This window comes from Alitiscatomonas sp. (assembly GCF_037242085.1).
Classification (GTDB): Bacteria; Bacillota; Clostridia; order Lachnospirales; family Lachnospiraceae; genus Alitiscatomonas; species Alitiscatomonas aceti.
In genome coordinates this window covers 12127-38774 of sequence record NZ_JAXXBR010000071.1, presented here as the reverse complement: position 1 = coordinate 38774, position 26648 = coordinate 12127, and the positions used below count along the sequence as shown (strand labels likewise).

At 51.9% G+C, this 26648-nt stretch carries 25 protein-coding genes; 18 read left to right on the top strand and 7 right to left on the bottom strand.

Annotated elements, in window-relative coordinates; genetic code table 11:
* Nucleotides 1-32: 32 nt before the first annotated feature.
* The 6 genes from tyrS to WIH05_RS06420 all read left to right on the top strand — a co-directional run bounded on the left by tyrS (nt 33) and on the right by WIH05_RS06420 (nt 7070).
* A complete protein-coding gene (tyrS, locus tag WIH05_RS06445; RefSeq protein WP_337425145.1) occupies nt 33-1256 on the top strand; it encodes a tyrosine--tRNA ligase in 1224 nt (407 codons plus the stop codon).
* Between the two features lie 59 nt (nt 1257-1315).
* Nucleotides 1316-2575: an amidohydrolase gene (locus WIH05_RS06440; RefSeq protein WP_215655185.1), complete on the top strand. Its 1260-nt coding sequence runs from the start codon at nt 1316-1318 to the stop codon at nt 2573-2575.
* 150 nt (nt 2576-2725) lie between these two features.
* On the top strand, nt 2726-4513 hold the full coding sequence (locus WIH05_RS06435; RefSeq protein ID WP_022274055.1) for an aminopeptidase P family protein: 1788 nt from the start codon (nt 2726-2728) through the stop codon (nt 4511-4513).
* A 6-nt stretch (nt 4514-4519) separates the two neighbouring features.
* Complete coding sequence (eutH, locus tag WIH05_RS06430; protein WP_337425144.1) at nt 4520-5620, top strand: ethanolamine utilization protein EutH; 1101 nt, start codon at nt 4520-4522, stop codon at nt 5618-5620.
* Nucleotides 5621-5837: 217 nt separating this feature from the next.
* Nucleotides 5838-6701, top strand: a complete 864-nt coding sequence (locus WIH05_RS06425) for a hypothetical protein (protein WP_022274052.1) — start codon at nt 5838-5840, stop codon at nt 6699-6701.
* A gap of 111 nt (nt 6702-6812) precedes the next feature.
* Nucleotides 6813-7070, top strand: coding sequence for a hypothetical protein (locus WIH05_RS06420; RefSeq protein ID WP_022274051.1), 258 nt, complete (start codon nt 6813-6815; stop codon nt 7068-7070).
* A gap of 100 nt (nt 7071-7170) precedes the next feature.
* Here the strand turns inward: WIH05_RS06420 and WIH05_RS06415 are convergent, their stop codons facing one another.
* From WIH05_RS06415 to WIH05_RS06405, 3 genes are read right to left on the bottom strand one after another with little or no spacing between them, the layout of a single operon-like run.
* A complete protein-coding gene (locus tag WIH05_RS06415; protein WP_022274050.1) occupies nt 7171-8910 on the bottom strand; it encodes an ABC transporter ATP-binding protein in 1740 nt (579 codons plus the stop codon).
* Entirely contained in the window at nt 8907-10667 is a 1761-nt protein-coding gene (locus WIH05_RS06410) for an ABC transporter ATP-binding protein (RefSeq protein WP_022274049.1), read from the bottom strand. Before WIH05_RS06410 ends, WIH05_RS06415 begins: the two co-directional genes overlap by 4 nt.
* On the bottom strand, nt 10664-11125 hold the full coding sequence (locus WIH05_RS06405) for a MarR family winged helix-turn-helix transcriptional regulator (RefSeq protein ID WP_022274048.1): 462 nt from the start codon (nt 11123-11125) through the stop codon (nt 10664-10666). The genes WIH05_RS06410 and WIH05_RS06405 overlap by 4 nt, the downstream gene beginning before the upstream one ends.
* A 211-nt stretch (nt 11126-11336) precedes the next feature.
* Here WIH05_RS06405 and WIH05_RS06400 point away from each other — a divergent pair, with 211 nt between their 5' ends.
* Both WIH05_RS06400 and WIH05_RS06395 read left to right on the top strand, forming a co-directional pair.
* Entirely contained in the window at nt 11337-12614 is a 1278-nt protein-coding gene (locus WIH05_RS06400) for a hemolysin family protein (RefSeq protein ID WP_022274047.1), read from the top strand.
* Between the two features lie 256 nt (nt 12615-12870).
* Nucleotides 12871-13998 (top strand): sodium ion-translocating decarboxylase subunit beta, encoded by a 1128-nt coding sequence (locus tag WIH05_RS06395; RefSeq protein ID WP_022274046.1) that lies wholly within the window; start codon nt 12871-12873, stop codon nt 13996-13998.
* A gap of 197 nt (nt 13999-14195) precedes the next feature.
* Here WIH05_RS06395 and WIH05_RS06390 read toward each other — a convergent pair whose 3' ends face one another.
* A complete protein-coding gene (locus WIH05_RS06390) occupies nt 14196-14555 on the bottom strand; it encodes a TIGR04086 family membrane protein (protein WP_022274044.1) in 360 nt (119 codons plus the stop codon).
* 767 nt (nt 14556-15322) lie between these two features.
* Nucleotides 15323-15643, bottom strand: a complete 321-nt coding sequence (locus WIH05_RS06385) for a helix-turn-helix transcriptional regulator (protein WP_337425143.1) — start codon at nt 15641-15643, stop codon at nt 15323-15325.
* 122 nt (nt 15644-15765) lie between these two features.
* Here WIH05_RS06385 and WIH05_RS06380 point away from each other — a divergent pair, with 122 nt between their 5' ends.
* From WIH05_RS06380 to WIH05_RS06345, 8 genes are all read left to right on the top strand, one after another.
* Nucleotides 15766-15975, top strand: coding sequence for a hypothetical protein (locus WIH05_RS06380; protein ID WP_337425142.1), 210 nt, complete (start codon nt 15766-15768; stop codon nt 15973-15975).
* Nucleotides 15976-16443: 468 nt separating this feature from the next.
* Nucleotides 16444-16590, top strand: coding sequence for a six-cysteine ranthipeptide SCIFF (scfA, locus tag WIH05_RS06375; protein ID WP_015553081.1), 147 nt, complete (start codon nt 16444-16446; stop codon nt 16588-16590).
* A 119-nt stretch (nt 16591-16709) separates the two neighbouring features.
* Entirely contained in the window at nt 16710-18104 is a 1395-nt protein-coding gene (scfB, locus tag WIH05_RS06370) for a thioether cross-link-forming SCIFF peptide maturase (RefSeq protein WP_022274743.1), read from the top strand.
* 58 nt (nt 18105-18162) lie between these two features.
* Nucleotides 18163-20352, top strand: a complete 2190-nt coding sequence (locus WIH05_RS06365) for a protein translocase subunit SecDF (RefSeq protein WP_022274742.1) — start codon at nt 18163-18165, stop codon at nt 20350-20352.
* Nucleotides 20353-20366: 14 nt separating this feature from the next.
* Nucleotides 20367-21515: a tRNA guanosine(34) transglycosylase Tgt gene (gene tgt / locus WIH05_RS06360; RefSeq protein ID WP_158359201.1), complete on the top strand. Its 1149-nt coding sequence runs from the start codon at nt 20367-20369 to the stop codon at nt 21513-21515.
* Between the two features lie 20 nt (nt 21516-21535).
* Entirely contained in the window at nt 21536-21811 is a 276-nt protein-coding gene (gene yajC, locus WIH05_RS06355) for a preprotein translocase subunit YajC (protein WP_022274740.1), read from the top strand.
* Nucleotides 21812-22027: 216 nt separating this feature from the next.
* Nucleotides 22028-22414, top strand: a complete 387-nt coding sequence (locus WIH05_RS06350; RefSeq protein WP_022274739.1) for a hypothetical protein — start codon at nt 22028-22030, stop codon at nt 22412-22414.
* Nucleotides 22415-22440: 26 nt separating this feature from the next.
* Nucleotides 22441-23451, top strand: coding sequence for a type II toxin-antitoxin system antitoxin SocA domain-containing protein (locus WIH05_RS06345; RefSeq protein ID WP_022274738.1), 1011 nt, complete (start codon nt 22441-22443; stop codon nt 23449-23451).
* A gap of 53 nt (nt 23452-23504) precedes the next feature.
* Here WIH05_RS06345 and WIH05_RS06340 read toward each other — a convergent pair whose 3' ends face one another.
* The gene (locus WIH05_RS06340) at nt 23505-24464 is read right to left on the bottom strand and encodes a CehA/McbA family metallohydrolase (protein ID WP_022274737.1); all 960 of its coding nucleotides are present in this window, start codon (nt 24462-24464) and stop codon (nt 23505-23507) included.
* Nucleotides 24439-24927 (bottom strand): DUF6669 family protein, encoded by a 489-nt coding sequence (locus WIH05_RS06335; RefSeq protein ID WP_022274736.1) that lies wholly within the window; start codon nt 24925-24927, stop codon nt 24439-24441. Before WIH05_RS06335 ends, WIH05_RS06340 begins: the two co-directional genes overlap by 26 nt.
* A 222-nt stretch (nt 24928-25149) precedes the next feature.
* Between WIH05_RS06335 and WIH05_RS06330 the strand changes: the two genes are divergently transcribed.
* Together WIH05_RS06330 and WIH05_RS06325 are read left to right on the top strand one after the other, a co-directional pair.
* Complete coding sequence (locus WIH05_RS06330) at nt 25150-25812, top strand: glycerophosphodiester phosphodiesterase (protein WP_022274735.1); 663 nt, start codon at nt 25150-25152, stop codon at nt 25810-25812.
* On the top strand, nt 25809-26648 hold the full coding sequence (locus WIH05_RS06325; RefSeq protein ID WP_022274734.1) for an ABC transporter permease subunit: 840 nt from the start codon (nt 25809-25811) through the stop codon (nt 26646-26648). The genes WIH05_RS06330 and WIH05_RS06325 overlap by 4 nt, the downstream gene beginning before the upstream one ends.

The following is a 26648-nucleotide window of genomic DNA, read 5'->3' as shown; positions in this document are numbered from 1 at the left end:
TACAGAGATCACAGAAAAAGGAGAATGAGAAGATGGGAGTTTATGAGGAATTACAGGCAAGAGGCCTGATCGCCCAGGTGACAAATGAGGAAGAGATCCGGAAAATGGTAAATGAGGGAAAGGCCGTATTCTACATTGGCTTCGACCCCACTGCCGACAGCCTGCATGTGGGCCATTTCATGGCTCTCTGCTTAATGAAGCGTTTACAGATGGCAGGCAATAAGCCCATCGCCCTGATCGGCGGCGGCACCGGAATGGTGGGAGATCCCTCCGGCAGAAGCGATATGCGCCAGATGATGACCGTGGAGACCATCCAGCACAACTGCGACTGCTTTAAAAAGCAGATGAGGCGTTTCATCGACTTTTCCGACGGAAAGGCCATGATGGTAAACAATGCGGAATGGCTCCTGGATCTGAACTACGTTGATTTCTTAAGAGAGATCGGACCGCATTTCTCTGTAAACCGTATGCTGACCGCCGAGTGCTACAAGCAGAGAATGGAAAAGGGCTTAAGCTTCCTGGAGTTCAACTACATGCTGATGCAGAGCTACGATTTCTATGAGCTGTTCCAGAGATACGGCTGCAACATGCAGTTCGGCGGCGACGACCAGTGGAGCAACATGTTAGGCGGCACAGAGCTGATCCGGAGAAAGCTTGGAAAAGACGCCCATGCCATGACCATCACCCTGCTTCTGAACTCCGAGGGCAAGAAGATGGGCAAGACCCAGTCAGGAGCCGTATGGCTGGATCCCAATAAGACAAGTCCCTTTGAGTTCTACCAGTACTGGAGAAACATCGCCGACGCCGACGTGTTAAAGTGCCTGCGGATGCTGACCTTCCTGCCCTTAGAGCAGATCGATGATATGGATAAATGGGAAGGAAGCCAGTTAAACGAAGCCAAGGAGATCTTAGCCTACGAGCTGACTGCCCTGGTACACGGCGATGAGGAGGCCAAAAAGGCCCAGGAGAGCGCAAGGGCCCTGTTTGCAGGCGGAAATGCAGCAGAAATGCCCACAGCCGAGCTCTCTGATGACGACTTTACCGACGGCGCCATCGATATCCTGTCCATCGTACAGAAATCCGGTCTCTGCGGATCCCGCTCCGAGGCCAGAAGAAATGTGGAGCAGGGCGGCGTATCTGTGGACGGCGAAGCTGTAAAGGATATTAAAACGGTTTACACAAAGGAACAGCTTTCCGGCGACGGCATCGTTGTAAAGAGAGGAAAGAAGAATTTCCGCCGTGTGACAGTAAAATAAGGAAATGCATGGACTGCGGGGCGTATGCCCCGCACCGTCTGCTGTGAGAGGAGAAAAAAATGGAGATCTTCAAAGAAGCACAGAAAAATTTTGATTATATGGTACGGATCCGGAGACATATGCATGAGTATCCGGAAATGACGGGGCAGGAATTTGAGACCCTGGAGTTTATTAAAAAGGAGCTGGATGCCCTGGGGATCGAGTATGTGGAGGTTCCCGACGGCGGCATCGTGGGCCAGATCCACGGCGGAAAGCCGGGAAAGACCGTTCTGATGCGCGCCGACATGGACGCTCTTCCCATCCAGGAAAATACAAAGAATTTATGCTGTGATAAGCTGTGCGTGTCAAAAAATGACGGCATTTCCCACGCCTGCGGCCATGATTCCCATACAGCCATGCTGCTGGGCGAGGCTAAGATCTTAAACGAGCACAAGGACGAATTGAACGGAAACATCGTCCTCTGCTTCGAGCGGGGCGAGGAGGGCGGCGGCCAGATCGCCAACCTGCTCCCCTACATTGTTGAGACCATGAAGCTGCCCATCGACACCTGCATCGCCACCCATGTGAAGTGGGACGTTCCGGCGGGTCAGGTTTCTGCAGAGCCTGGTGCGGTATTCTCCGGCGGCTACGGCTTTGCCATCCGCTTAAAGGGTCTGGCCGGCCACGGCTCCCGTCCGGATCTGGCCCACAGTGTTCTGGACTGCTTCAACTCCATCTACAATCATATGAACATGATCCGCATGAAATACGTGTCTCCCACAGATATCCTGACCTTCTCTGTGGGCAGTGTCCACTGCGGAACGGCCATGAACATCGTGCCCGACGAGCTGGTATTCGACGGTACCATCCGCACCTTCAACGTGGCGGGGGCCGGAGCCAGCTTTATGAAGCAGTTTAAAGAGGTCCTGGAGGCAGAATGTAAATTAAACCAGTGTACCTATGAGATCATTTCCATGAAGGATCCTCTGTTTGAGAATTACAACAACGAGACCTGCAGCGAGATCGCAAGGAACGCCGTTAAGAAATACATGGGAGAAGAGGCTCTGGCAAAGGCCCAGCCGTGGATGGCCTGCGAGAGCATGCAGGCGTACTTAAAGTACTGGCCGGGCGTGATCACCTTCACCGGGATCCAGAATCCGGAGCTGGGAACCGGAGCCAACCACCATACGCCGGAGTTTGACCTGGACGAAAAGGGCATGATCTACGGCGCAGCCGCAGCCATCGGATATGTGGTGGACTTCTTAAACTACGAGGGCGAGATCCCGTTTACTCCCTATAAGGGAAATATCCGGGAGCTGGCTGCAAGAAATATTAAATAAATATGTTTGCCCCTAACCTGTGCGGGCTTCGTTTTGCGGATGTCTGACCATGAACGTCAGATATCTGCAACCCGGAAGTCCGTTTTCTATGCGGTCCTATTTTATATGCTGGAATAAGCGGAATTCCAGGAAAATTGAAAGGAGATTGTCATGACAACCAATGAGAAGCTTTCTCTGCTTCGTGAAAAAATGGCGGAAGCCGGGGTACAGGCATATCTGATCCCGTCCTCGGACCCCCACATCAGCGAATATCTTCCCGATCACTGGAGGGCCAGGGCCTGGCTTTCGGGCTTCGACGGCTCTGCCGGAACCCTGGTGGTCACGGAAACGGAGAGCGGTCTGTGGACCGATGGCCGTTATTTTATCCAGGCGGAGCGGCAGATGGCCGGCAGCGAGATCGTCCTCTACCGTATGAAGGAAAAAGGCGTGCCCACCATCCAGGAATTTCTTCTTTCCAGGCTGAAGAAGGGACAGGTCCTGGGGATCGACGGCATGGTCACTGCGGCGGAGATGGTACTGGATATGGAGACAGCGTTTTCTGCCCAGGGGATCGGGATCCGGTCGGAGGATCTGATCACACCCATCTGGAGCGATCGTCCTGCCATCCCCCAGAGTCAGGTCTATCTGCTTCCGGAACAATATACAGGCCTTTCTGCGGCAGAAAAGATCGCCCAGGTCCGCTCCCGGCTTAAGGAGAACGGGGCGGACGCCATGGCCGTTACCCGCCTGGACAGCATTGCCTGGCTTCTGAACCTGCGGGCCTCTGATGTGGTGTACAATACCTCCTTTGTGTCCTATGTCCTTCTGACCCAGGAAGCGGCAGTCCTTTATGTGGACAGCAGCCGCGTGTCGGAGGAGGCTATGGATTACCTTAAGAAAAACGGAGTGGCTGTGCGGCCGTATGGGGAGATCCTGGACGGGATCGCCGCCATCGATGTGCCCACGGTCATGCTGGTGAGCGTGGAGAACGTCAATTACCGGCTGTATCTGGCCATGGAGGAGAATCCCAGGGTGACCATTGTAAAGGGAGAGGAGCCAGTCTTCTGCCTGAAGGCCGTGAAGAATCCAGTGGAGATCGCCAATACCAAAAACGCCCATATTAAGGAAGGTGTGGCCATGGCCCGGCTCCAGATGTGCCTGGAGGAGAAGCTGGCTGCTGGTGAGACCGTTTCTGAAACAGACGTGGGAGAGCTTCTGGTGGATTTCCGTAAGGAACAGGAGGGATATATGGAGGACAGCTTTGCCGTGATCGCAGCTTACGGAGCCAACGCCGCCATGATGCATTACCATCCGACCCCGGAAAACCATGCGGTTCTTCAGCGGAAGGGCTTCCTTCTTCTGGATACCGGCGGCCAGTACGTGGACGGAACCACGGACACCACCCGTACCTATGCCCTGGGCGAACTGACCGACGAGGAACGGCGGTATTACACCTATGTGTTAAAGGCCAACATCGGCATCGCCCGGACTGTCTTTATGGAGGGCTGCTCCGGTGCCAACCTGGATATCATGTCCCGCACCCAGGTATGGAAGTACGGCCTGGACTACCGCTGCGGCACCGGCCACGGCGTGGGCTTTGTGGGCCCCATCCACGAAGGCCCCCAGAGCCTCAGGATGACCAACCATGTGCCCTTCCAGCCAGGCATGACCATCACCGATGAGCCTGGAATTTATGAAGAGGGCCTTGTGGGCGTCCGCATTGAGAATGAGCTTCTGGTGGTGGAGCATATGGAAACGAAATACGGAAAGTTTTATGCCTTCCAGCCCTTTACCTATCTGCCCATCGATACCACGCCGGTGGTGCTGGAGCTGATGAACGAGGAGGAGATCTCCTGGCTCAATGACTATCATCATATGGTCTATGATACCTTAAGCCCCCGTATGACAGAGCGGGAGCGTATCTGGCTCAAAGAAAAAACAAAACCATTGGAGAAATAAACCGGAATGAATATATTTATCGGAATCCTTCTGCTCTGTGCCTTCCTGGGGCTCTGGGATAAAATTTCCGGAGGGAAAATGGGCCTGGCGGCTGAATTTGACGGCGGCCTGGCCTCCATGGCCTCTCTGGCCCTTTCCATCGTAGGGATCTACTGCATCGGGGTCACGGCGGTCAGGAGCAATCCGGAGGCCATTGCCTCCTTTGCGTCCCGGCTGCCCTTTGATGCCTCTGTTCTCATCGGAAGCCTGCTGGCTCCCGACTTGGGCGGCCACGCCATTGCAAAGGAGCTGGCAGCCACTCCGGCCCTGGGGATCTATTCCGGAGTCATGGTATCCTCCTGTCTGGGAGCCATGATCTCCTTTACCCTGCCCATTGCCCTGACGGTCATCCGCAGGGAGGACACATCCCTGTTTATGCAGGGCAGCGTCTGGGGGATCGTAACGATCCCCGCGGGAGTGGCGGTGGGCGCTCTGCTCACCGGCCTGCCTGTGAAGGAGCTGGTCCGCAATCTTCTGCCGATCCTCCTTCTGTGCGCGGGTATCTGCCTGGCCCTCATAAAGGCCGCTGAGGCCACCATCCGGGTGCTGTCGGTGGTGGGGAACCTGGTGCGGATCGCCAGCCTGGTCCTGTTTGGCCTGGTGATGCTGGGGCTCTTCCTTCCCGCGTGCCAGATCGCATCGGACACCCTTATTTTTGAGTCCCTTACCATTGTGGTAAAGATCGCGGTGGTGGTGGCCGGATCCATGGTGGCGGCCTCTCTGATCCTTCGGTTTTTCCAGAAGGGGATCAGCCGGATCGCCGGATGGCTGGGGGTCAATTCCTATTCTGTGGTGGGACTGATCATCAGCCTGGCCACCTGTATTTCCATGATCCCGATGATGGAAAAAATGGACGATCGGGGAAAGGTGATGAACGCGGCCTTTGCAGTCAGCGGTTCCTTTGTGCTGGGAGGCCAGCTTGCCTTCATCGCCAGTGTGGAGCCCCCGGCGGTGGTGTCTGCCTTTATTGCCGCCAAGCTGGTGGGCGGCGTCTGCGCAGCGGCCGCCGCCATGGCATTTGCACCGAAGTCCGGCGCTGGATCCGGGGAATCGGCATCCCTGGAGTAAGAAAACAGCCGTCTGTCCCTGCCCTGTGAAGATCCGGGCGGGAACGGGCGGCTGTTTTGTTTTGCGGAGTGGGAGCGTTGGATATAATTTTAAATTATCACAAAAAATATAAAAACAGGAAAAATAAACTTTTTCTTACAAATTGACAAATCCATTTACAAACTTTAATCAGTATTGTACTATGATTATATAAAATATGGGGAAGGAGGGAAATGTCATGAAGAAGATATATGCTGCTGTTCTGGTTTTATTACTGGTTTCATGCGCCCCTAAGGAAGAGGCGGCTGTGGTGAAACCGCTTTCCATTGAGGATGTACCGAAGTCCGAAGAGACCCGGAAGCTGGACCGGAAGGAGATCTATACACTGAAACGCCAGCTGGAACAGATTCCGGTTGCTTCCAGCGAGGAATTTTTTACTGGAGAGGTAACGGAATTTTTAAAAGGATATGAAAATACGGAGCTGGAGAGCCTGGAAGTGGTCCAGGACACGCTGTCTCTGATACCGGGAAAAAATAAAAAGTCGCTGTACAATCTGAGTTTCCGGGTCCGTCTTGTGACAGACAGAATAAGGGATGAGGAGGGGATGAAACAGGCAGACCGCCTTGCGGAGGAAATTACGGACTTTTTGAAGCAGTACAGCTATGTGGGATTAAAATCAAAGGATGTATGGGTAAAGGTATACAACCAGAATGGAGAGGTGCTGTCGGATATGCAGAGCAGTGTTTCCATTTCAAACGAAACTATGTTTGTGGAAATACCAGAGGACGAATATGAAATCCAGACCCGGGCATTTAAATATTCTGGAAATGGACGAAAATTCCAACTGAAAAAGTTTGGTCCCTTGAGTGGAACTGGGGAATTATATGTGGAGTATGCGGTGGATGACGGCTATTTTGACTTTGACGATCTGGACGGCAGTATTGCCGGACTAGAGGCCATCGGTGAGGAGATCCGGGAATATCTTTTGTCATCGGAAAAAACGGAAAAATATATGGAATCCTATCATTTGAATGTTTTAACCATTTCCTTTTACAGCGGGAATTTTGATGATGACTATGTGACGTTTAACTTCGATATATAGGGATATGTCCAGGTCTCCTGGATCATGGAAAATGGAAGAGGAAAGAAGGATTTCTTTTGCTGCATTCCCGATGTGGGGGGGGGTAAAAACCGGATTCTGGAGGGGATATAAATGGATGGGGTTATTTTTACGATTCTGCTGTTTTTTGTGTTTCTTATACTCATGGTATTTTTAATTTTTAGCCTGAAAGGGAAACCGGCCATGTATCTGACTGCCATCACTGCGACTTTATCTGCATGGTTTATCGGACTGGTTCTGGATGCAAATATTGATTTTAAGCCCGCAGGCTTTTTAAATCTCCGGGTACTGTTTCCCATATTGGCTATGGGGCTTTGTATTTTAAATGCGGTCAGTAAAAAATCCGACTGAGAATGATAAAAGCACTGGAATACCCACCGGATCCAGCCTCCGGATCACGGGATATTCCAGTGCTTTTTCTATTTAAGCCGGAAGGAACTGCAAGGCCTCCCTACCTGTACTGTGCCTGGTGCATCTCATAGTAAAACCCTTTCTGACGCATCAGCTCCTCATGGGTGCCCCGCTCTACCACGTTTCCGTCCCGCACCACCAGGATGCAGTCGGCATTCCGGATGGTGGAGAGCCGGTGGGCCACCACGAAGCAGGTCTTGTCTGCCATCAAGGCCCGCATGGCGGCCTGGATCTGGTGCTCGGTCCGTGTGTCCACGTTGGAGGTGGCTTCGTCCAGGATCAGCATGGGCGTCTGCATCAGCAGGGCCCTGGCAATGGTCAGAAGCTGCTTCTGGCCCTTGGATATATTGGTGCCGTCGTCGATAAGGAGCGTATCATAGCCCTGGGGAAGGCTTTCGATGTAGGTGTGGATCCTGGCCGCCTTTGCCGCAGCGACTACCTCTTCCCTGGTGGCGTCGGGCCGCCCGTAGGCGATATTTTCGTAGATGGTGCCGTAAAAGAGCCAGGTGTCCTGGAGGACCATGGAGTAGGAAAGCCGGAGGCTTTTCCTGGTGATATCGGAAATATTCCGGCCATCCACCAGGATGGAGCCGCTGCCGATGTCATAAAACCGCATCAGCAGATTGATGAAGGTGGTCTTTCCGGCTCCTGTGGGGCCAACGATGGCGATGAGGCTGCCCTTGGGGGCCTTCATGCTGAAGTCCTTTAAGATCACCTGGTCCTTCTGGTATCCAAAACTCACATGGGAAAGCTCCACGTCGCCCTGGGCGTTTTCCAGCGGAGCGGCGTTTTCCAGATCTGCCGGCTCCGGGGGCTCGTCGATGACCTTAAAGACCCGCTCTGCCGCCGCCAGGGAGGACTGGAGCTCACCGTAGATCTCTGCGATCTCCCGGATGGGCCCGGTGAACTTCCTGGAGTAGAGCACGAAGGCAGAGATGCTGCCAATGCTGATGGAGCCATGGAGATACAGGATGGCTCCGAACACGGAGATCAGGGCCAGGGCCAGGTTGTTGATGGCGTTGGTGGCCGGGCCCATGATGCTGGCATAGTAGTCGGTCTTATAGTAGGCGTCCACCAGCTTCTTATTCTGCACGTCCATGTCCTGAATGACACGTTCCTCCTGGGTATAGGCCCGGAGGGTCTTCTGGCCGGAGATCATTTCCTCCACATAGCCGTTTAACTCTCCGGCAGCCCTGGACCTGGCCCGGAACATGGGCTGTACCATGTGGGTCAGATAGGAGGCCAGAAGAAGGGCCAGGGGGATGGTGACGGCAAAGACCAGGACCAGCCTGGGGCTTAGGCGCAGCATCATCACCAGGGAGCCGACGATGGTGACGGAGCTGGACACCACCTGGACCACGTCGTTGGATAGGGAGGCATTGATGGTGTCGATATCATAGGAAATGCGACTTAAGATGTCTCCGGTGGTGGTGCCGTCGAAAAAGCTCACGGGAAGAGTCACCAGATGGTTGAAGGTATCCTTTCTTAATGTATAGGTGATCCGTCTGGACAGGGTGATCATGGATACGTTGACCGCATAGCTCATAAGAGAGCTGGACACATAAAACAGCAGCATAAAGGCCGCATACTTATAAACTCCAGGCAGATCCATGCTCCCGTCCATGCCCTCGGCGATGAGGTTGATGGCAGCGCCGGACAGCCTGGGACCGGCCAGGGCCAGAAGATTCCCCAGGAAGGACAGGGAGAGGATAAAGGCCAGCTGGCGCTTGTGCTGGAGCAGATAACCGAATATGCGGATCAGAGTGGCTTTTCGTTTCACAGGTCCTCACCTCCCATCTGGATCGTACTGATCTCACGGTATGCGTCACACGTCTTTAAAAGTTCCTCATGGGTCCCCAGCCCCTGGGGAATGCCGTCCTCCAGCACCAGGATCTTATCACAGTGCATGATGGAGCTGATGCGCTGGGCAATGATGATGGTGGTGGTGCCGGAGAAGGACTTGGACAGGCTCCGGCGGAAGGCGGCGTCGGTCTTATAATCCAGGGCGCTGGAGGAGTCGTCCAGGATCAGAAATTCCGGTCTGCCGGCCAGGGCCCTGGCAATGAGGACCCTCTGCTTCTGGCCGCCGCTTAAGTTGACGCCCTTGACTGCGATGGGCTTTTCATAGCCGCCGGATCCTGCAATGAAGGAGGCCGCCTGGGCCACCTCCACAGCCCGGTCGATGGCATCCATATCCAGCTTACGGCCCATGTCGATGTTATTCAGGAGACTGTCCTTAAACAGAACGTCATTCTGGAACACCACGCCGAATTTCTGACGCAGCTCCTTTAAGGGGAAGGTGGAGATATCCCGGCCGTCGATGCGGATCTGGCCGCTGTCGATGTCGTAAAGGCGTAAAAGAAGCTGGGCCAGGGTGCTCTTTCCGGCTCCTGTGGGGCCGATGATGCCTAAGGACTGGCCATGCTCCAGGGAAAAGCTCAGATCCGACAGATTATAGGCACGTTTATTATAGGAAAAGGACACATGATCAAATTCCATGTGGGGCGGACGTTTCCCGGAGGTCCTGTCCGGAGCGTCCGGACTGGCGCCGGGGGCAGTCTCAGGCCGGCCGGTCCAGGGGCGGATCTCCATGTCCTGGGGCGTCATCATGACCTCCTCCACACGGCCTGCGCTGGCAATGGCCTTGGAGGACATGGTGATCAGACGGGAGATGGCCATGACGGAATTTAAGATAATGGTGAAATAGGTAAGGAAGGCCACGATGGCCCCGGGCTTCATAGCTCCAGTGGAGACACGCCACGCACCCACCACGATCACCGCAGCCAGTCCTGTGTTTAACATCAGATTGATCAGGGGACCGGAGGCGGCCATGGTGATGCTGGCCTTAGCCTCAGCGGCGTTTAAGCGGCTGTTGACCGTTTCATACCGGTCCTTTTCATATTCTGTGCGGCTTAAGGCCTTAATGACCCGGATCCCGGTGGCGTTTTCCCGCACCACGCGGATCATGGCGTCAGCGGCGATCTGGGCCTTCCCGAACAAGGGGATGCTTTTCCGGCTGATCCTTGCCACCGCCAGGATCATAAAGGGGATCAGGAAGCAGAGAATGGCAGAGAGCCAGGGATCGATGAACATGGTCACCACCACGCCGCCCAGCATCAGGATCGGCGCACGGACGCCCATGCGCTGGATCATGTTCAGGGTCCGGTGCAGGTTGTAGGTATCTGTGGTCATACGGGTCACCAGGGATGGGATCGTAAAGGCATCCACCTGGCTGCTGGAAAGATAGGAGATCTTATAGAAAAGGTCGTGGCGGAGGGCCTCGATGGAATCCCTGGAAACGGCGGAGGCCACCCGGTTGGCCCAGACGTTGCAGACGAGGACCAGAGCGGCGCAGACCGCCATCATAAGTCCCCAGCGGATCACCAGGCCGATGTCGTTTCTGGGAGTTACCTCATCAATAATATAAGAAAGGATATAGGGGATCATCAGATCCAGGATGGTGCCGGTGAACTTGATGGTGAAGCCAAAGATCATCGTAGGGATGTGGGGCTTCACATAGCGGATCACATATTTCATGGACGGACCTCCTTTTCCGGAGCAGGGGCGGCTGCCAGCGCCTTCCCTTTTTCCAGCATACGGCCCAGGAGCTGGTCCAGAAGCTCCCGTTCTTCAGTGGAAAAGTCTCCAGTGACCTGGTCGAAGAACTGCTCTGAAAGGCCCTTTCCCTGGGAGTGGATCTCCAGCGCAGGGGGCAGGGCGCGCACATTTTTGGAACGGGCGTCGTTCTCGTCCTCAGTGCGGACCAGATAGCCCTTGGCCTCCAGCTTCTGGAGGATCCGGGAGATCATGGCTTTATCGACGCCCATCTCGTCGGCCAGGTGACGCTGGCTGACCTCTCCATGGAAGCCCACATGGCGCAGGAGCTGGAGCTCCGACTGGGTCAGCTCCGGCTGCTCCATGCGGCTGGCGGCGTATTTCTGACTCTGGCGGTAGAGGCGGCGTATCTTTTTATAGGTGCTGACGGACTGTTCCATAAGATCCCTCCCTTTTCTGATACGGAAATCGTTGATAAGTCAATTATAATCCAGAACAGTTGATATGTCAACGGAAAGGCGGACGAAATGGCGGTGAATCCCATTGACACCTATGGAAGAATATAGTAAAATTGGGGCTGTATACATAAAAACCAGCCGGAGTTTTTTCGCCGGCCAGACCAAAAACATATAGAAATAGGAGTTGATTTTCTTGGATTCAGGGCAAGCCCTGCAGATACTCATTGTAATCGGGCTATTGGCATTATCAGCATTTTTCTCATCATCGGAAACAGCGATGATGGCAGTCAACAAGATCCGCGTAAGGAATCTGGCGGACGCAGGCTTAAGCAGCGCCCAGACCTTGATGAAGGTACTGGATAACCAGCCGAAGATGTTAAGCGCGATCCTGATCGGCAACAATATTGTAAATATCTCCGCCTCGTCTCTGGCGACGATCCTCGTGACACGCGCCTTCGGAGACATGTATGTGGGTGTTGGAACGGGGATCCTGACGCTGTTGGTCCTGATCTTCGGCGAGATCACCCCAAAGACCAGCGCCACCCTTTATTCGGAGACCATGGCCCTCAGGTTTGCAAAACCCATTTACATGATCATGCAGGTACTGACGCCGGTGATCTTCATCGTAGATAAGCTGTCCCAGGGCGTTCTCCGTCTGCTCCATGTGGACCCCAATAAAAAGCAGGACGCCATCACAGAGGACGAGCTGCGTACCATTGTGGAGGTGAGCCACGAGGAGGGGGTCATCGAGTCGGACGAAAAGAAGATGATCTACAACGTGTTCGACTTTGGGGATTCGGTGGCCAAGGATATTATGGTGCCCCGGATCGATATGACTTTTATCGACGTGGACGCCACCTTCAGCGAGGTGATCGAGGTCTTCCGGGAGGTGAAATATACCCGGTATCCGGTCTATGAGGAGACTACGGACAATGTGATCGGGATCATCAACATCAAGGACCTTCTGCTGACAGAAAATCAGAAAAAATTCTGCATCCGGGATTATCTCCGGGAGCCGTTATATACCTATGAGTTCAAAAAGACTGCGGAGCTGATGGTGGAGCTTAGGAAGACCCAGAACAACATCGCCATCGTCCTGGACGAGTACGGGGCCACGGCAGGCCTCATTACCCTGGAGGATATGCTGGAGGAGATCGTGGGCGAGATCCGGGACGAGTACGATGAGGACGAGGAGGATCTGATCCGCCGGATCGGACCCAGGGAATACGTGGTGGAGGCGGCCATGAAGCTGGATGACTTAAACGACCAGCTGGGCCTGGACCTGGAATCCGAGGACTACGATTCCATCGGAGGCTTTATCATCGGCCTTCTGGATCATCTGCCGGAGGAGGGGGAGGAAGTCACCCATAAAACTCTCCGCTTTGTGGTGGATAAGGTGGACCGGAACCGGATCGATAAGATCCATCTTTACATTCAGGAGGAAGAAACGGAACCAGAATCCGTTAAATAATTGTAAAGAAAATTAAAAATGTGGGAAAGTGCTATTGACTTTTTCTTTTTTACCAGTTATATTCTCTTCAAAAGGGAGTAGTTGAAATGCATGGTCAACAAACGCGGCGGAAACGTCTGGCTGTGCATACCGGTTCTGGTAACGAGACTTTTTGCAGGCGGTGAAACGTCTGCAAAAGGTCTTTTTTTTACGCAGGCATCCGGTTTTAACTCCTGGAAAATAAGTCAATACTTTCAGTATCTAAGGAGGAAGCAGTATGGAATTTTTATGGAACGGCTTACTGTCCATCACATGGCAGCAGGCCGTAATGTATGCGGTAGGCTTATTGCTGATCTACCTGGCGATCGAGAAGGATTACGAGCCGGCCCTTCTTTTACCCATGGGCTTTGGCGCGATCCTGGTGAACATCCCGTTCAGCGGCGCTTTAAACCAGATGATGGAGGGCGTAGGCGAGACCCACGGTATCGTACAGTGGCTGTTTGAGACCGGCATCGAAGCCTCTGAGGCCTTCCCGCTGTTATTATTCATCGGTATCGGAGCCATGATCGACTTCGGTCCCTTATTATCCAACCCCAAGATGTTCCTGTTCGGCGCGGCAGCCCAGTTCGGTATTTTCTTTACCATCGTAGTGGCAGCGTTCCTGGGATTTGATATCCGCGATGCAGCATCCATCGGCATCATCGGTGCGGCTGACGGCCCCACCTCCATCCTGGTATCCCAGGTGTTAAAATCCAACTACATCGGCCCCATCGCCGTGGCCGCGTATTCCTATATGGCCCTGGTTCCCATTATCCAGCCCATGGCCGTAAAGGCAGTTACCACAAAGAAAGAACGTATGATCAAGATGCCTTACCAGCCCGGTAAGGTAAGCCGTCTCACAAGGATCGCCTTCCCGATCATCGTTACCTTCATCGCAGGTCTGGTGGCTCCGGCCTCTGTATCCCTGGTGGGCTTCTTAATGTTCGGCAATCTGATCCGTGAATGCGGCTGCTTAAACAGCCTTTCTGAGACTGCCCAGCATACCCTGGCCAACCTGATCACCCTCCTTCTGGGTATTACGATCTCCTTCTCCATGCGTGCAGAGCAGTTCGTAACGGTTCAGACCCTGATGATCATGGTGCTCGGTCTGTTCGCCTTCGTTTTCGATACCGTAGGCGGCGTATTATTTGCAAAGTTCTTAAACCTGTTCTCCAAGAACAAGATCAACCCCATGATCGGCGCTGCCGGGATCTCCGCATTCCCCATGTCCGCCCGTGTCATTGAGAAAATGGGTGTCGCTGAGGACAGCACCAACCATCTTCTGATGCACGCCATCGGCGCCAACGTATCCGGACAGGTGGCCTCCGCAGTGGCAGGCGGCATTGTCCTTGGATTCTTTATGTAGGAGGTAGAAACCATGAATGCAAATGTTCTGGAAGCTTTCAATATCATGTGGCAGGGCATGGCCGGTATTTTCGTTGTGATCGGTCTTCTGGCTCTGGTGGTCTATGCCATGGCAAAAGTTGGAAATAAATAAATACAGAAAATAAGAACAGCGCCCTGGCTCCGGAAACGGAGCGGGGCGCTTCTTTTTTCTGTCCGTCAGCTGATCATCCCCCCGGCCATGGCGCTTAAAGAGCACATGGCAAAGACCGTGCCCAGCCGGACGGCGTCGGCGGTGATGGTCCGGTCCTGGAGAAAGGACATGATAAGGAGGAAGGCAAAGTAAAGGATCCCTGTGAGGAGCCCCCAGAGGAATTTTCTGGATCTCATGGCCTTTCCTGCCATGAAGCCACCCATAAAGCAGGAGAGGATGTACACGCCGCTGATGCCCAGGGTGATCTGGCTTTCCGGCAGACGGAACTTATAAAGGGCAAAGGCCAGGGCCGTTAAAAGGACTCCGGAGACCAGGTAGGTGAAGATAAGGGTACGGATCATACGCCAGGCTTTCTGTGCCAGCATAAAACGACCTCCTTTTTCATAAAATACGGGGGCCTGGGGCCGTAAGGGACAGCCGCCCCTGTTTCTACATGGATATTCCCGTTTCCAGGGAATTATCCCTATTGCATAATGGAAAATCGTATGGTGCCGATGTTTCCAGCGTGGACTTGAATGTAGCGTTAAAATCGCCGGATTCCTATGGAAATATCTGCTGAAGGAGAAAGGAAGTTGGTGAAAATGTGCTTCCGGGGAGTTTGGACTATATTGAGGACAAGGTGATATCTTCAGACTTCACCGGCGATTCCCATTCCCCCTGGCTTTGATGCGAGGAATGGTATTTGGGTAACCTCCTGATTATTTAGAGGGGGCGTGTTCTGCGACAATGAAAGGGGTTGCATCAATGAGATTTTCCATTTAATCATATATATGAATAGAGAGGACCTAGCATGGTCCTACCACAAATTAGCTGGTACAAAAGGCAATGACCGGAAAATATAGGAATAGCAGCCGTACCCAGACCATTATACATAATTACGATGATGAACCATACGATAAAAGATAGGCTGTGGAGCAGCGTTTTCTTTTTTAATAAATATGTGTATAAGGTAAGTTTGTAATAGTGGTTATTGAGAGATACATTTCCAAATGGGATAGATTTGTCCAAAAATGATATGGAAAGACTACTAGATTGTGTGTATTGTGCTATTTTGAACAGCAAGTATGAAACATTTTATTCTAGTATGAATATACAATGAAAATAATGCTGTCACCTATCAGTGGTGAGGGATTTATAAGATTTCAATTATTTTTAAAATTTTTTCTTTCTTTATATTGTCGCAATTTTTTATCGCTCTCAATATCTCGTTGTCCAATGCGAGAGATCGGTTTTCATATTGTTCGGATAAGAGATAGTCTATAGATGTGTTGAGAGCATTGGCGATAGACAGTAACATAATAAGAGAAACCTTGGTATGATTATTTTCGATGTTGGAAATGTGACTTACATTACAATCGACCAACTGAGCAAGGTTTTCCTGCGTTAAATTTTTACTGATACGTATAGATTTTATTCGTAACCCTAATTTTTTATAATCTATTCTAGATTGCAATTAAAATACCTCTCTTTGCTTGGATAAATATATTTATGTTCTAATTGTAAAATAATCAATGTTATGATAGAATAATCTATAAGAGTAAAAAATACTTATATAAGCAAATGGAGGAATGCAGTATGGAAAGAAAAGCAGAAGCAATAGGCAGTGCAGGAGGAGCGATTGCAGGAGCTGCTGCAGGAGCAAAAATAGGAGCAGGTATTGGTATTGCAGTAGGTGGACCCATTGGGGCATTCGCAGGAACTATCCCATGTGCCATTGTTGGTGGGGTGATTGGTTTATTAGGTGGAAACAAAATAGGAAGTGAAATTGACCGATCCAAGGAATAACCGAAAAGCGGTTGCCCTAAAAATGTAATTCAGCCACAGCCTGTAAATGCGCATTCTTAATAAGCTCACCTTTGGGTGGGCTTATTTGTATATAATAAATTCAGAAACAACTTATTTCGGCTGAATAATTACGTATGCTCTTAAGTTTTCCGGCGAATGAAGATATCCTTCAATTATCTTTTTTGTTAATGCCAGAATAATAATCAATGCTTGCAACAAAATACGGAACTTTATATGATGGATTTTCTTTTGAAGGAATGGAAAAGAATCTGGGATGCTATTCCCTAATTTTAACAGATAATTTTGTTCTATGATAAGGAAACGTCGATGAAGGAGAGGCTATTGCCCGTTTCCTGGGAATTATCCCTATTGCATAATGGAAAATCGTATGGTATAATCTCATAACAAAGTGAGATGCTGTGGGCGTTTATGCCCGCATGAATAAAAGAATAACAGGAGGATCTACCTATGAAGCACGTTAAGACATTAAGCTCCAATACTTTAAAGAACAGCATGAAGAAGGGCGGCTGCGGCGAGTGCCAGACATCCTGCCAGTCCGCATGCAAGACATCCTGCACAGTAGGAAACCAGAGCTGCGAAAACAGCAACCGCTAATGGCGGGGGCCTGTACAATCAGGAACGCTTAAAGATGACCCCTACGGTCCTATGATTGTAGGGGTATTTATTGTCTCAAAGGAAGACGTTTAGTTTACGACACAGATAGGAGAATTATTTTGATTCATCAGTATATCAACAACGGATATCATATCGTCCTGGATGTCAACAGCGGCTCTGTCCATTCGGTGGACGCCCTTTTTTATGATGTGGTAAAGGCCCTGTCGGACGTTGTGGCCGATATGGAAAAGCCGGAGAAGCTCACAGAGGATCAGAAGAACGCAGTTTTTTCTGCCTTGGATGGAAAATACCCGAAGGAGGATCTGGAGGACGCCCTTTCCGACGCCCAGGAGCTGATCGATGCCGAGGAACTGTTTACCGCAGATATCTATAAGGATTATGTGGTAGACTTTAAGAAACGCCAGACCGTGGTAAAGGCCCTGTGCCTTCATATTGCCCACGACTGCAATCTGGCCTGTCAGTACTGTTTTGCAGAGGAAGGCGAGTACCATGGCCGCAGAGCCTTAATGAGTTTTGAGGTGGGGAAAAAGGCCCTGGATTTCCTGATCGCCAATTCCGGAAACCGGGTAAACCTGGAAGTGGACTTTTTTGGCGGAGAGCCCTTAATGAACTGGAATGTGGTAAAGCAGCTGGTGGAGTACGGCCGCTCCCAGGAGAAGGCCCACAATAAGAAGTTCCGCTTCACTCTGACCACCAACGGCGTTCTTTTAAATGATGAGATCATGGAGTTCTGCAATAAGGAAATGAGCAACGTGGTCTTAAGCCTGGACGGACGGAAGGAAGTCAACGATAAGATGCGTCCCTTCCGCAACGGAACGGGAAGCTATGACCTGATCGTTCCGAAATTCCAGAAATTCGCGGAATCCAGAGGAGATAAGGATTATTTCGTAAGAGGGACCTTTACGAGAAACAACCTGGACTTTTCCAATGACGTACTGCACTTTGCAGACCTGGGCTTTAAAAAGCTGTCGGTGGAGCCAGTTGTAGCGCCGCCGGAGGCTCCTTATTCCATCCGTGAAGAGGACCTTCCCCAGATCATGGAGGAGTACGACCGTCTGGCAAAGGAATTTGTAAAGAGGGAAAAGGAAGGCCGCGGCTTTAAATTCTTCCACTTTATGCTGGATCTGAGCCAGGGACCGTGCGTGGCCAAGAGGCTTTCGGGCTGCGGCTCCGGAACGGAGTATCTGGCTGTGACGCCCTGGGGCGATTTTTATCCCTGCCATCAGTTCGTTGGTATGGAGGATTTCCTGTTAGGAAATGTGGACGAGGGGATCACCAATACAAAGGTCCGCGACGAGTTCAAGCTGTGCAATGTATACGCCAAAGACAAATGTAAGGACTGCTTTGCCAGATTCTACTGCAGCGGCGGCTGTGCGGCCAACTCCTACAATTTCCATGGAAAGATCACAGACGCTTATGATATTGGCTGCGAGATGCAGAAAAAACGCATCGAGTGCGCGATTATGATAAGGGCCGCGCTGGCAGAGGAATAGGCGCGGGGGCCGGCAGGGACCGGCCGGGAAATTTTTTAGATTAAGGAGACAATGTATCATGAAGAGCAGCAAAGGAAAGGGGCTTCTGAGCCTCCTGGCATTGGTGCTCGTTCTCGGGGTTTTCGGCTATTTTGGGTATGATACGCTTATGCGCAGCAAGCTGGTGACCGATGAGAACGGAGTAACGTCCCAGGAGGGCGGCATTAAGCTGGGCCTGGATCTGGCCGGCGGTGTCAGCATCACCTATCAGGCAAAGGAAGCAGATCCCAGTCCAGAGGACATGGCCGATACCCAGTATAAGCTCCAGCAGAGAGTACAGACGTACAGCTCTGAGGCGGAGGTATACCAGGAAGGCAGCAACCGTATCAACGTGGATATCCCGGGCGTTACCGACGCCAATAAGATCCTGGAGGAGCTGGGAAAGCCAGGCTCCTTACAGTTCCTGGATGAGAACATGCAGGTGGTCTTAGAGGGAACGGATGTGGCCACAGCCAGTCCTGTGATCTATAAGGACGAGACCGGTGCCAACAAATACGAGGTATCCCTTACCTTTACAGAGGAAGGCACAAAGAAGTTTGCAGATGTGACGGCTGCAAATGTAGGAAAGCACATTGCCATCGTGTATGATGGGATGATCTATTCCAACCCTGTGGTCCAGGCTGCCATCACCGGCGGCAAGGCCTCTATTTCCGGCATGAGCTCCTATGAGGAGGCGGACAAGCTGGCCTCCACCATCCGGATCGGCTCCCTTTCCCTGGAGTTAGAGGAGCTGCGCTCCAATGTGGTGGGCGCGAAGCTGGGACAGGAAGCCATTTCCACCAGCTTAAAGGCCGGAGTCATCGGCTTTGGGATCGTGTGCGTATTCATGATCATCGTATACCTGATCCCGGGCCTGGCCGCATCTTTGGCCCTGTGCCTGTATGTGGCACTGATCATCATCCTCTTAGCGGCCTTCGAGGTGACACTGACCCTGCCGGGAATCGCCGGCATCATCCTGTCCATCGGTATGGCCGTGGATGCCAACGTTATCATCTTCACCCGTATCAAGGAGGAGATCGGCCTGGGCAAGACTGTAAAATCGGCTATTAAGACCGGTTTTGCAAAGGCATTATCCGCCATCATCGACGGAAACGTTACGACGCTGATCGCAGCGGCTGTCCTTTACTGGAGAGGCTCCGGTACGGTCAAGGGCTTTGCAACGACCCTGGCCATCGGTATCGTGCTGTCCATGTTCACAGCCCTGTTCGTGACAAAGTTTGTACTGAACGCCCTTTACAGCCTGGGCTTTACGGATAAGAAGTTCTACGGCACCAAGAAGGAGAAAAAGGCCATTGACTTCCTTGGAAAGAGGAACGTGTGCTTTATCATTTCCTTAGTGATGATCGGCGCAGGCGTGGCTGGAATGGTGATGAACAGGTCCTCCATCGGCGGAGCCTTCAACTATGGCCTGGACTTCAAGGGCGGTACGTCCACCAGCGTGACCTTTAATGAGGATATGTCCTTAGAGCGGATCTCCAGCGAGGTGGTCCCGGTGGTGGAAGGCGTTACAAAGAGCGCCGATACCCAGACCCAGAAGGTGGCCGGTACCACAGAGGTCATCATCAAGACCAGGACCTTAAGCGTGGAGGAGCGTCAGGCCCTGGATGCAGCCCTGGTGGAGAACTTCGGTGTGGATGAATCCAAGATCATCGCAGAGAGCATTTCCGGAGCCATCAGTGCAGAGATGAAGAGCGACGCCATTGTGGCGACTGTGATCGCAACGATCTTTATGCTGCTTTATATCTGGGTGCGCTTCAAGAATATCCGTTTTGCGGCCAGCGCAGTCATCGCCCTGGTACACGACGTACTGGTGGTGGTTGCCTGCTACGCCCTGGCAAAATGGTCCGTGGGCTCCACAGCCATTGCCTGCCTCCTTACCATTGTCGGATATTCCATCAACGCCACCATCGTTATCTTCGACCGTATCCGCGAGAACTTAAAGCTCCAGGGACCGAGAGCGGATCTTAAGGAGGTCGTAAACGAGAGTATCACACAGACCTTTACGAGAAGCATCAACACTTCCCTGACCACCTTTGTTATGGTCCTGGTGCTGTTTGTCATGGGTGTTTCCTCCATCCGTGAATTTGCCCTGCCGTTGATGGCGGGCATCATCTGCGGCACTTACTCTTCCGTATGCTTAACGGGAGCCTTATGGTACGTTCTGACCACAAGAAAGGGCAAAAAGGCGGCGGAGAAGTCCGGTAAGTAAAAACAGGAAAAAATATGAAATATCAAATTCTGGCAAAGGACGGACGTGCCAAAAGGGCCGTTGTGGAGACGGTCCACGGCACGATCCAGACGCCGGTCTTTATGAACGTGGGCACTGTGGGAGCCATCAAGGGAGCCGTATCCACCGACGATCTCCGGGGGATCGGCACCCAGGTGGAGCTTTCCAACACGTACCACCTTCATGTGCGGACCGGAGATAAACTGATCAAAGAGCTGGGCGGACTCCATAAGTTCATGAACTGGGACCGCCCGATCCTTACGGATTCCGGCGGCTTCCAGGTGTTTTCCCTGGCAGGCCTCCGCAAGATCAAGGAGGAGGGCGTTTACTTCAACTCCCACATCGACGGCCACAAGATCTTCATGGGGCCGGAGGAGAGTATGCAGATCCAGTCCAATCTGGGCTCCACCATCGCCATGGCCTTCGACGAGTGTGCCCCCCATCCCTGTACCCGGGAATATATGGAAAATTCCGTGGCCCGGACGGTGCGGTGGCTGGAGCGGTGTAAGGCGGAAATGGCCAGGCTCAACTCCCTTCCCGATACGGTGAATCCCCATCAGCTCCTGTTTGGCATCAACCAGGGAGGAACCTTTGAGGATATCCGCATCGCCCATGCCGATACCATATCGGCCATGGACTGCGACGGCTATGCCATCGGCGGCCTGGCAGTGGGGGAGAGTCATGAGGAGATGTACCGCATCCTGGATGTGACCGTTCCCCATCTTCCGGAAAACAAGCCCACCTATTTAATGGGGGTTGGAACACCGGCCAATATTTTAGAGAGTGTGGACCGGGGCGTGGACTTTTTTGACTGCGTCTACCCCACCAGAAATGGCCGTCATGGCCATGTATACACCAATCACGGAAAGCTCAACCTGTTCAACGAGCAGTTCGCAAAGGATATGCGCCCCATTGAAGAGGGCTGCCAGTGTCCGGCCTGCCGCTCTTACAGCAGAGCCTATATCCGTCATCTGTTAAAGGCCAAGGAGATGTTGGGCATGCGCCTGTGCGTGCTCCACAACCTTTATTTCTACAATACTATGATGACGGAGATCCGGGAAGCCATTGAGAACCACAGCTACGCCGAATACAAAGCAAGAAAGCTGGAAGGCGTAACTGGTAATTACAAAGATAAGCAGAATTAGAAACGGAGGTGCAAGACAGCATGAACAGTCCCGCATTCTGGATCGGCTACGTGATCCTGATCTTTGCGTTTATGTATTTTATCGCGATCAGACCGCAGCAGAAGGAAAAGAAAAAAATGCAGGAATTGATGGCAAGTATCGCAGTTGGTGACAGTGTTCTGACATCCAGCGGCTTTTACGGAGTGATCATTGATATGACAGACGACACGGTAATCGTTGAGTTTGGAAGCAATAAGAACTGCCGCATTCCAATGCAGAAGCAGGCCATCGTCCAGGTTGAGAAGCCGGAGGCGTAAGGCCGAAAGGGAGCCGGACACCGAGAAGGTGGTCCGGCTCTTTTTAGTTTGGTGCGGACAACGAGCCAGGGTCCGTGCCTGCATGGTATAAAAAGTATGCTGGCGAAAACCATTGCCTCATAAAAAGATAGGATATTGACAAAAAGCGATCATATAGTTATAATAATGATAGAAAAAAATAAAAATAATATCATTTGATCTTCGGAGGATAAAGGATTGGATATAGATAAAAAGGATATAGAACTGTATCTTTCCGAGGTGAAAGAGGCAGTGGAGAACGGCAGATACCGGCTTGACCGGAACGCCAGACGGCAGGACAATATTAACCTTTTTTTAGATTATGTTATTAATGAAGCAAAGGCAAGGGAAATTATACTGAGCCTTACTGAGATGGACTTTTCAGGGATACTGAGGAATGAGCATAAGGGCTTTGAACATGAGCAACTTTATGTATTTGGCAAGGATGTCATTCTTTTGGAGAGAAATGGAACAGAGGAAAAAACAGTTTCCCTGTATATTAAATTTAATAAACTGGATAGCTGCTTTGTGATCGTTATTTCGTTCCACGAACAGAAATATCCGCTTACATATTATTTCAGATGACCAGGAGACGATGGGAGGGAGCCGTTATGACAGAAAAGATGAGAAGGGATTTCTGCATTGAGTGCAGAAAAGAGACGGAGTACCTTTTGCAGAAGAGGGACATGGTTAAGACCATAAAAGATAAGAGCTATAAATTTGAAATCACCGTGGCTGTATGTATGGAGTGCGGCAGCGAAATGAGTATTCCTGGACTTATTGATAAGAATGTCCAGGAGATCGACGAGCAATATAGGGCGATGGAAGGCCTTGTTTCGATGGAAGACATTGAAAAGCTCATGAAGATCTATAAAATTGGCAAAGCGCCGCTGTCTCTGGCTCTCGGATTTGGTGAGGTGACGATCCCGCGATATCTGGAAGGACAGGTACCTTCCAGAGAGTATTCAGATATTATAAAAGCAGCGCTGGCTTCACCGGCTTATATGAAGCAGAGGCTTATGGAAAACCGGAGTAAGCTGACGGATGCGGCGTATAAAAAATCTATGGCCGCCGCAGACAGCATAGAGAGGCTTTTTAATGTGTCAGATAAGATGCTCAGAGTGATCGCATATGTATTTGAGAGGCTGGAAGAAGTAACCCCGCTTATGCTTCAGAAGCTGCTGTACTTCATTCAGGGTATTTATTCTGCCTTGTATGGAAGGCCGATTTTTACGGAGGACTGCAGGGCATGGGTACATGGACCAGTTTATCCGGAAGTATACGATCTGTTCAGGGATTTTAAATACAATCCCATTGATGATGCGCGTTTTGCATTGCTGAAAGTGACAGAAGAAGCACTGACGGATGACGAGAAGCGGGTGATCGATATTGTTGTAAATACATTTGGCATGTATGGAGGAAAAGTGCTGGAGAGGATCACGCATAATGAAGCACCGTGGATGGATGCGAGAAAAGGCTATGGTGACGGCATTCCTTCCAGCGAGCTTCTGCCGAAGGAAAGGCTCATGGAGTATTTTACTGCCGTGAACCGGAAATATGGCGTAGATTCAGAGGATGGTCTGCGGGCTTATATCTGTGATATGCTTAAAAAAGAAGCTTGAATAAGGGCGCTGCAAAAAGACGGTATTGAAGTCTTTGCAGCGCTCTTTTGCGTTCACATTGAGAAAAAAACAGGCCCGGCGGCTGCCGTTAAGGAAGAGAGCTCCGGCTCACCGGAAGGGCAGGACTCTGCCGGAAAGAGCAGCAGCACGGCTCCCCTGGAGGAGCGGATGGTATCGGGCAGGGGTACAAGACAGTCTTCATTTCCCAGAGGGATGCGGAGGCTGTCTTTTTCTGTTTTTATAAGACAGAAAAAGAGCGGGGGAGCATCCGGTTCATGTTCTGGAATGGGAGTGAGCCCGGGACGCAGGGAAAGCTTAAGGCTGTCTCCATTCAGGACCCAGTGGAGGACCGGCCCGCGGGTCACACAGGTCCGGCAGCGGCGGACGGCCTGTGCCAGGGCCTGGGAGGCCTCCGGAGGGGGTTCTGGAGCGTTGTCCCCGTCTGTCTCAATAAATGTGGAAAAAACTCCGTCCAGGTCCATGGGGCGGTGGAGATCCAGGCCGCTGACCGGGGCGATGGGAAAGCCGGAGCAGGCCAGCCGGATCCACCACTGGATGGCCTGGCAGTTATCGGGGACCATGGGATGGGCGTTGTTTACGATCTCAATGAAATCCATGAGCCCGGGATCGTGAATGGTCATATCCCAGCGCATACCATTGGCAAAGGGAGAGGGCAGGGAAAAGGGATGGGCAGGCCCTGCCAGTCCGCCGGCCTCGTGGACCCGCTGGAACAGAGGGTCGGCGTTATCCCGGTCGATGTCATCCCAGGGAATATAAGAGGTTACGTTCTGGCAGAGCAGATGCCCGTAGTAGGACGTGAGCTCGTAGCCGCAGACGTACTGGAGCCGGTTTTTGCAGGCCGCGGGCAGATCTGGGAAGCCGGAGACTGTGTTGTGGTCCGTGAGGGAAAACCAGGGGATCCCCTGGGCTTCCATAAATGCAGCCAGCTCCTTTACGGTCATGGAGCCGTCAGACTCCATGGTATGATTATGCAGTTCGATCCGTTTCCACATGAACGGGACCTCCTTTGATCTCCAGGTTCCAGGGGGTATTCTCCTCCACCACCTGGTATACGTTGACAATGATCTTCACCATGCCGTTTCTTCCGTCATAGGGAAGGCAGCCTCTGGAGCGGACGCCTTCCTTTAACAGGATCTCCTTTCTCGTCCCCGGCATATGGACATTTCCGGCAAAGACGCCTCCGATCATGGCACAGAGCTGGATCTCGGTCTTCATGGCCTGCACCATCTCCTGAAGCTGCCGGTCAGTGGGGATCCGGCCCAGGTAGGGAACAGCCTGCCGGATCAGTGGATGCCGGAAGCGTTCGATATAGGAAGCCGGGTCCTGTATGCGTTCTTTTTCATAGGTAAGGATCACGGAAAGCTCATGGATCCCGTGGGGAATATGGAACTGGAAGCTCATATTTCCAGTGAACCCACGGTCGAGAACTCCGTGAAAGGTCTGAAGTGTTTCCATGGATCGCTCCTTTCATTGGTTCTAACCATATGAGGATAACGGAAAGAATGTAAAAAGAGAAAGAACAGAAATGTAAAAAACAGGTAATATTTAAGATGATTGTATGAATATACGAACAACAGATACAATTTACATAAAATTTAGCCAACCTGTCTTTTTTGTTTACAGGACTCCTGGTATATTAAAGCCGTGCCAGAGAGAGAAAAGGAAGGAGAATGAGAGATGTGTGAGATCACAGCACATTCCGGCTGCGATGGAACGCCGGATAATTCCATGGAATTTGTAAGATATGCCCTGGCCTCCGAGGGAAACTGCCTGGAGGCAGATATCAGGAGAAACAGGGACGGGGAGCTGATCCTGTCCCATGACGAGACCGCGGAGGAGGCGGTCAGGCTGGGCCAGGTGTTTGAGCTTTTAAAGGAAAAGCCGGAAAAAAGGATCAACTGCGATCTGAAAACGCCGGGGCTGGAGATCCCCGTATACCAGCTGGCAAAGGAGTATGGCGTGGAGGGACAGCTGATCTATTCCGGTACGGTGAGTTCCTTTTTCATGAAGGCCAGACCGGAAAAATATCCGGAGGTCCGCGTATACTGGAACATTGAAAATCTGATCCCGGAGCCGGATCTGGGAAGGAATATCTGCATGAAGCAGATGGAACAGGCGTTCCGTACGGCAGTGCGTTATTCAGCCCAGTGCATCAATATGGAATACCGTCTGTTCACAGACAGGGTGATGGAGCTTTTAAAAACCATGGGCCTGGGAGGCTCTGCCTGGACGGTCAACGATCCGGAGATCATCCGGAGCCTGATGGAAAAGGGGATCGCCAATATCACCACACGGAGCCTTAAGACGGCAGTGGCAGTGCGGAAGGAGATGGAAGGATGAAGCTCATGTCTCCCAAGGCCTTTTACTATACCGTAGGAAAAAAGAATTTTTTCCAGTACATCCTGTTTGGGATCTTTGTCCTGTTCTTCTATCTGCCGTTAATGAACCTGTGCATGCTGGCCTTTGCGGATAAGTACGAGGTCCCGGCCATCATTCCCCAGAAATTCGGCTTCCGCTGGTGGGAGTTCGTTCTGGGACAGGGAAGTCTTCTGAGTTCCATTGCCACCTCCTTTGTGCTGGCGGCCATTGTGACAGCAGTGTCCCTGCTGATCTGCATTCCTGCGGCTTACGCCCTGGCCCGGTATAATTTCAAAGGAAAGCGGGTGTTCCTGCTATCGTTTCTCTTAAGCAACGCGTATCCCAGGATGGGGCTGTACATCTCCATCGGTATCCTGTTCTACCGGCTGAACCTCATGGGGACCTTTGTGGGCGTGATCATCATCCATGTGCTGAACTCCATGATGTTTATGACATGGATCCCGTCGGGAGCCTTCCGGGGCGTGTACAGACAGCAGGAGGAATCTGCCAGGGACGCCGGGGCCGGCCCCTTCCGGACATTTTTCCGGATCACGCTTCCGTTAGCCATGCCGGGCATTGCCGTTGCCAGTGTGTTCACCTTCCTGGGATCCCTGGAGGAGGCCCAGGGAACGCTGCTGGTGGGCTTCCCCCAGGTGAAGACCATGCCGGTGGAGCTCTACGGAGTCATCATGGAATATCCGCTGACGGCGGGACCGGTGCTGTCACTGATCCTGATCATACCCACCGTGCTGATCCTGTTCCTTATGCGGAAATACATCAATGCAGATAATCTTTCCCAGGGCTATGGGATGAAATAG

What these genes read in the sequence shown, in the direction of transcription:
- eutH (WP_337425144.1), top strand. Translation starts at nt 4,520, where the DNA reads ATGAATATATTTATCGGAATCCTTCTGCTCTGTGCCTTCCTGGGGCTC.
- WIH05_RS06435 (WP_022274055.1), top strand. Translation starts at nt 2,726, where the DNA reads ATGACAACCAATGAGAAGCTTTCTCTGCTTCGTGAAAAAATGGCGGAA.
- tyrS (WP_337425145.1), top strand. Translation starts at nt 33, where the DNA reads ATGGGAGTTTATGAGGAATTACAGGCAAGAGGCCTGATCGCCCAGGTG.
- WIH05_RS06420 (WP_022274051.1), top strand. Translation starts at nt 6,813, where the DNA reads ATGGATGGGGTTATTTTTACGATTCTGCTGTTTTTTGTGTTTCTTATA.
- WIH05_RS06390 (WP_022274044.1), bottom strand. Translation starts at nt 14,555, where the DNA reads ATGCTGGCACAGAAAGCCTGGCGTATGATCCGTACCCTTATCTTCACC.
- WIH05_RS06365 (WP_022274742.1), top strand. Translation starts at nt 18,163, where the DNA reads ATGAAGAGCAGCAAAGGAAAGGGGCTTCTGAGCCTCCTGGCATTGGTG.
- WIH05_RS06410 (WP_022274049.1), bottom strand. Translation starts at nt 10,667, where the DNA reads ATGAAATATGTGATCCGCTATGTGAAGCCCCACATCCCTACGATGATC.
- tgt (WP_158359201.1), top strand. Translation starts at nt 20,367, where the DNA reads ATGAAATATCAAATTCTGGCAAAGGACGGACGTGCCAAAAGGGCCGTT.
- WIH05_RS06395 (WP_022274046.1), top strand. Translation starts at nt 12,871, where the DNA reads ATGGAATTTTTATGGAACGGCTTACTGTCCATCACATGGCAGCAGGCC.
- WIH05_RS06380 (WP_337425142.1), top strand. Translation starts at nt 15,766, where the DNA reads ATGGAAAGAAAAGCAGAAGCAATAGGCAGTGCAGGAGGAGCGATTGCA.
- WIH05_RS06330 (WP_022274735.1), top strand. Translation starts at nt 25,150, where the DNA reads ATGTGTGAGATCACAGCACATTCCGGCTGCGATGGAACGCCGGATAAT.
- WIH05_RS06325 (WP_022274734.1), top strand. Translation starts at nt 25,809, where the DNA reads ATGAAGCTCATGTCTCCCAAGGCCTTTTACTATACCGTAGGAAAAAAG.
- yajC (WP_022274740.1), top strand. Translation starts at nt 21,536, where the DNA reads ATGAACAGTCCCGCATTCTGGATCGGCTACGTGATCCTGATCTTTGCG.
- WIH05_RS06425 (WP_022274052.1), top strand. Translation starts at nt 5,838, where the DNA reads ATGAAGAAGATATATGCTGCTGTTCTGGTTTTATTACTGGTTTCATGC.
- scfA (WP_015553081.1), top strand. Translation starts at nt 16,444, where the DNA reads ATGAAGCACGTTAAGACATTAAGCTCCAATACTTTAAAGAACAGCATG.
- WIH05_RS06440 (WP_215655185.1), top strand. Translation starts at nt 1,316, where the DNA reads ATGGAGATCTTCAAAGAAGCACAGAAAAATTTTGATTATATGGTACGG.
- WIH05_RS06335 (WP_022274736.1), bottom strand. Translation starts at nt 24,927, where the DNA reads ATGGAAACACTTCAGACCTTTCACGGAGTTCTCGACCGTGGGTTCACT.
- WIH05_RS06340 (WP_022274737.1), bottom strand. Translation starts at nt 24,464, where the DNA reads ATGTGGAAACGGATCGAACTGCATAATCATACCATGGAGTCTGACGGC.
- WIH05_RS06405 (WP_022274048.1), bottom strand. Translation starts at nt 11,125, where the DNA reads ATGGAACAGTCCGTCAGCACCTATAAAAAGATACGCCGCCTCTACCGC.
- WIH05_RS06345 (WP_022274738.1), top strand. Translation starts at nt 22,441, where the DNA reads ATGACAGAAAAGATGAGAAGGGATTTCTGCATTGAGTGCAGAAAAGAG.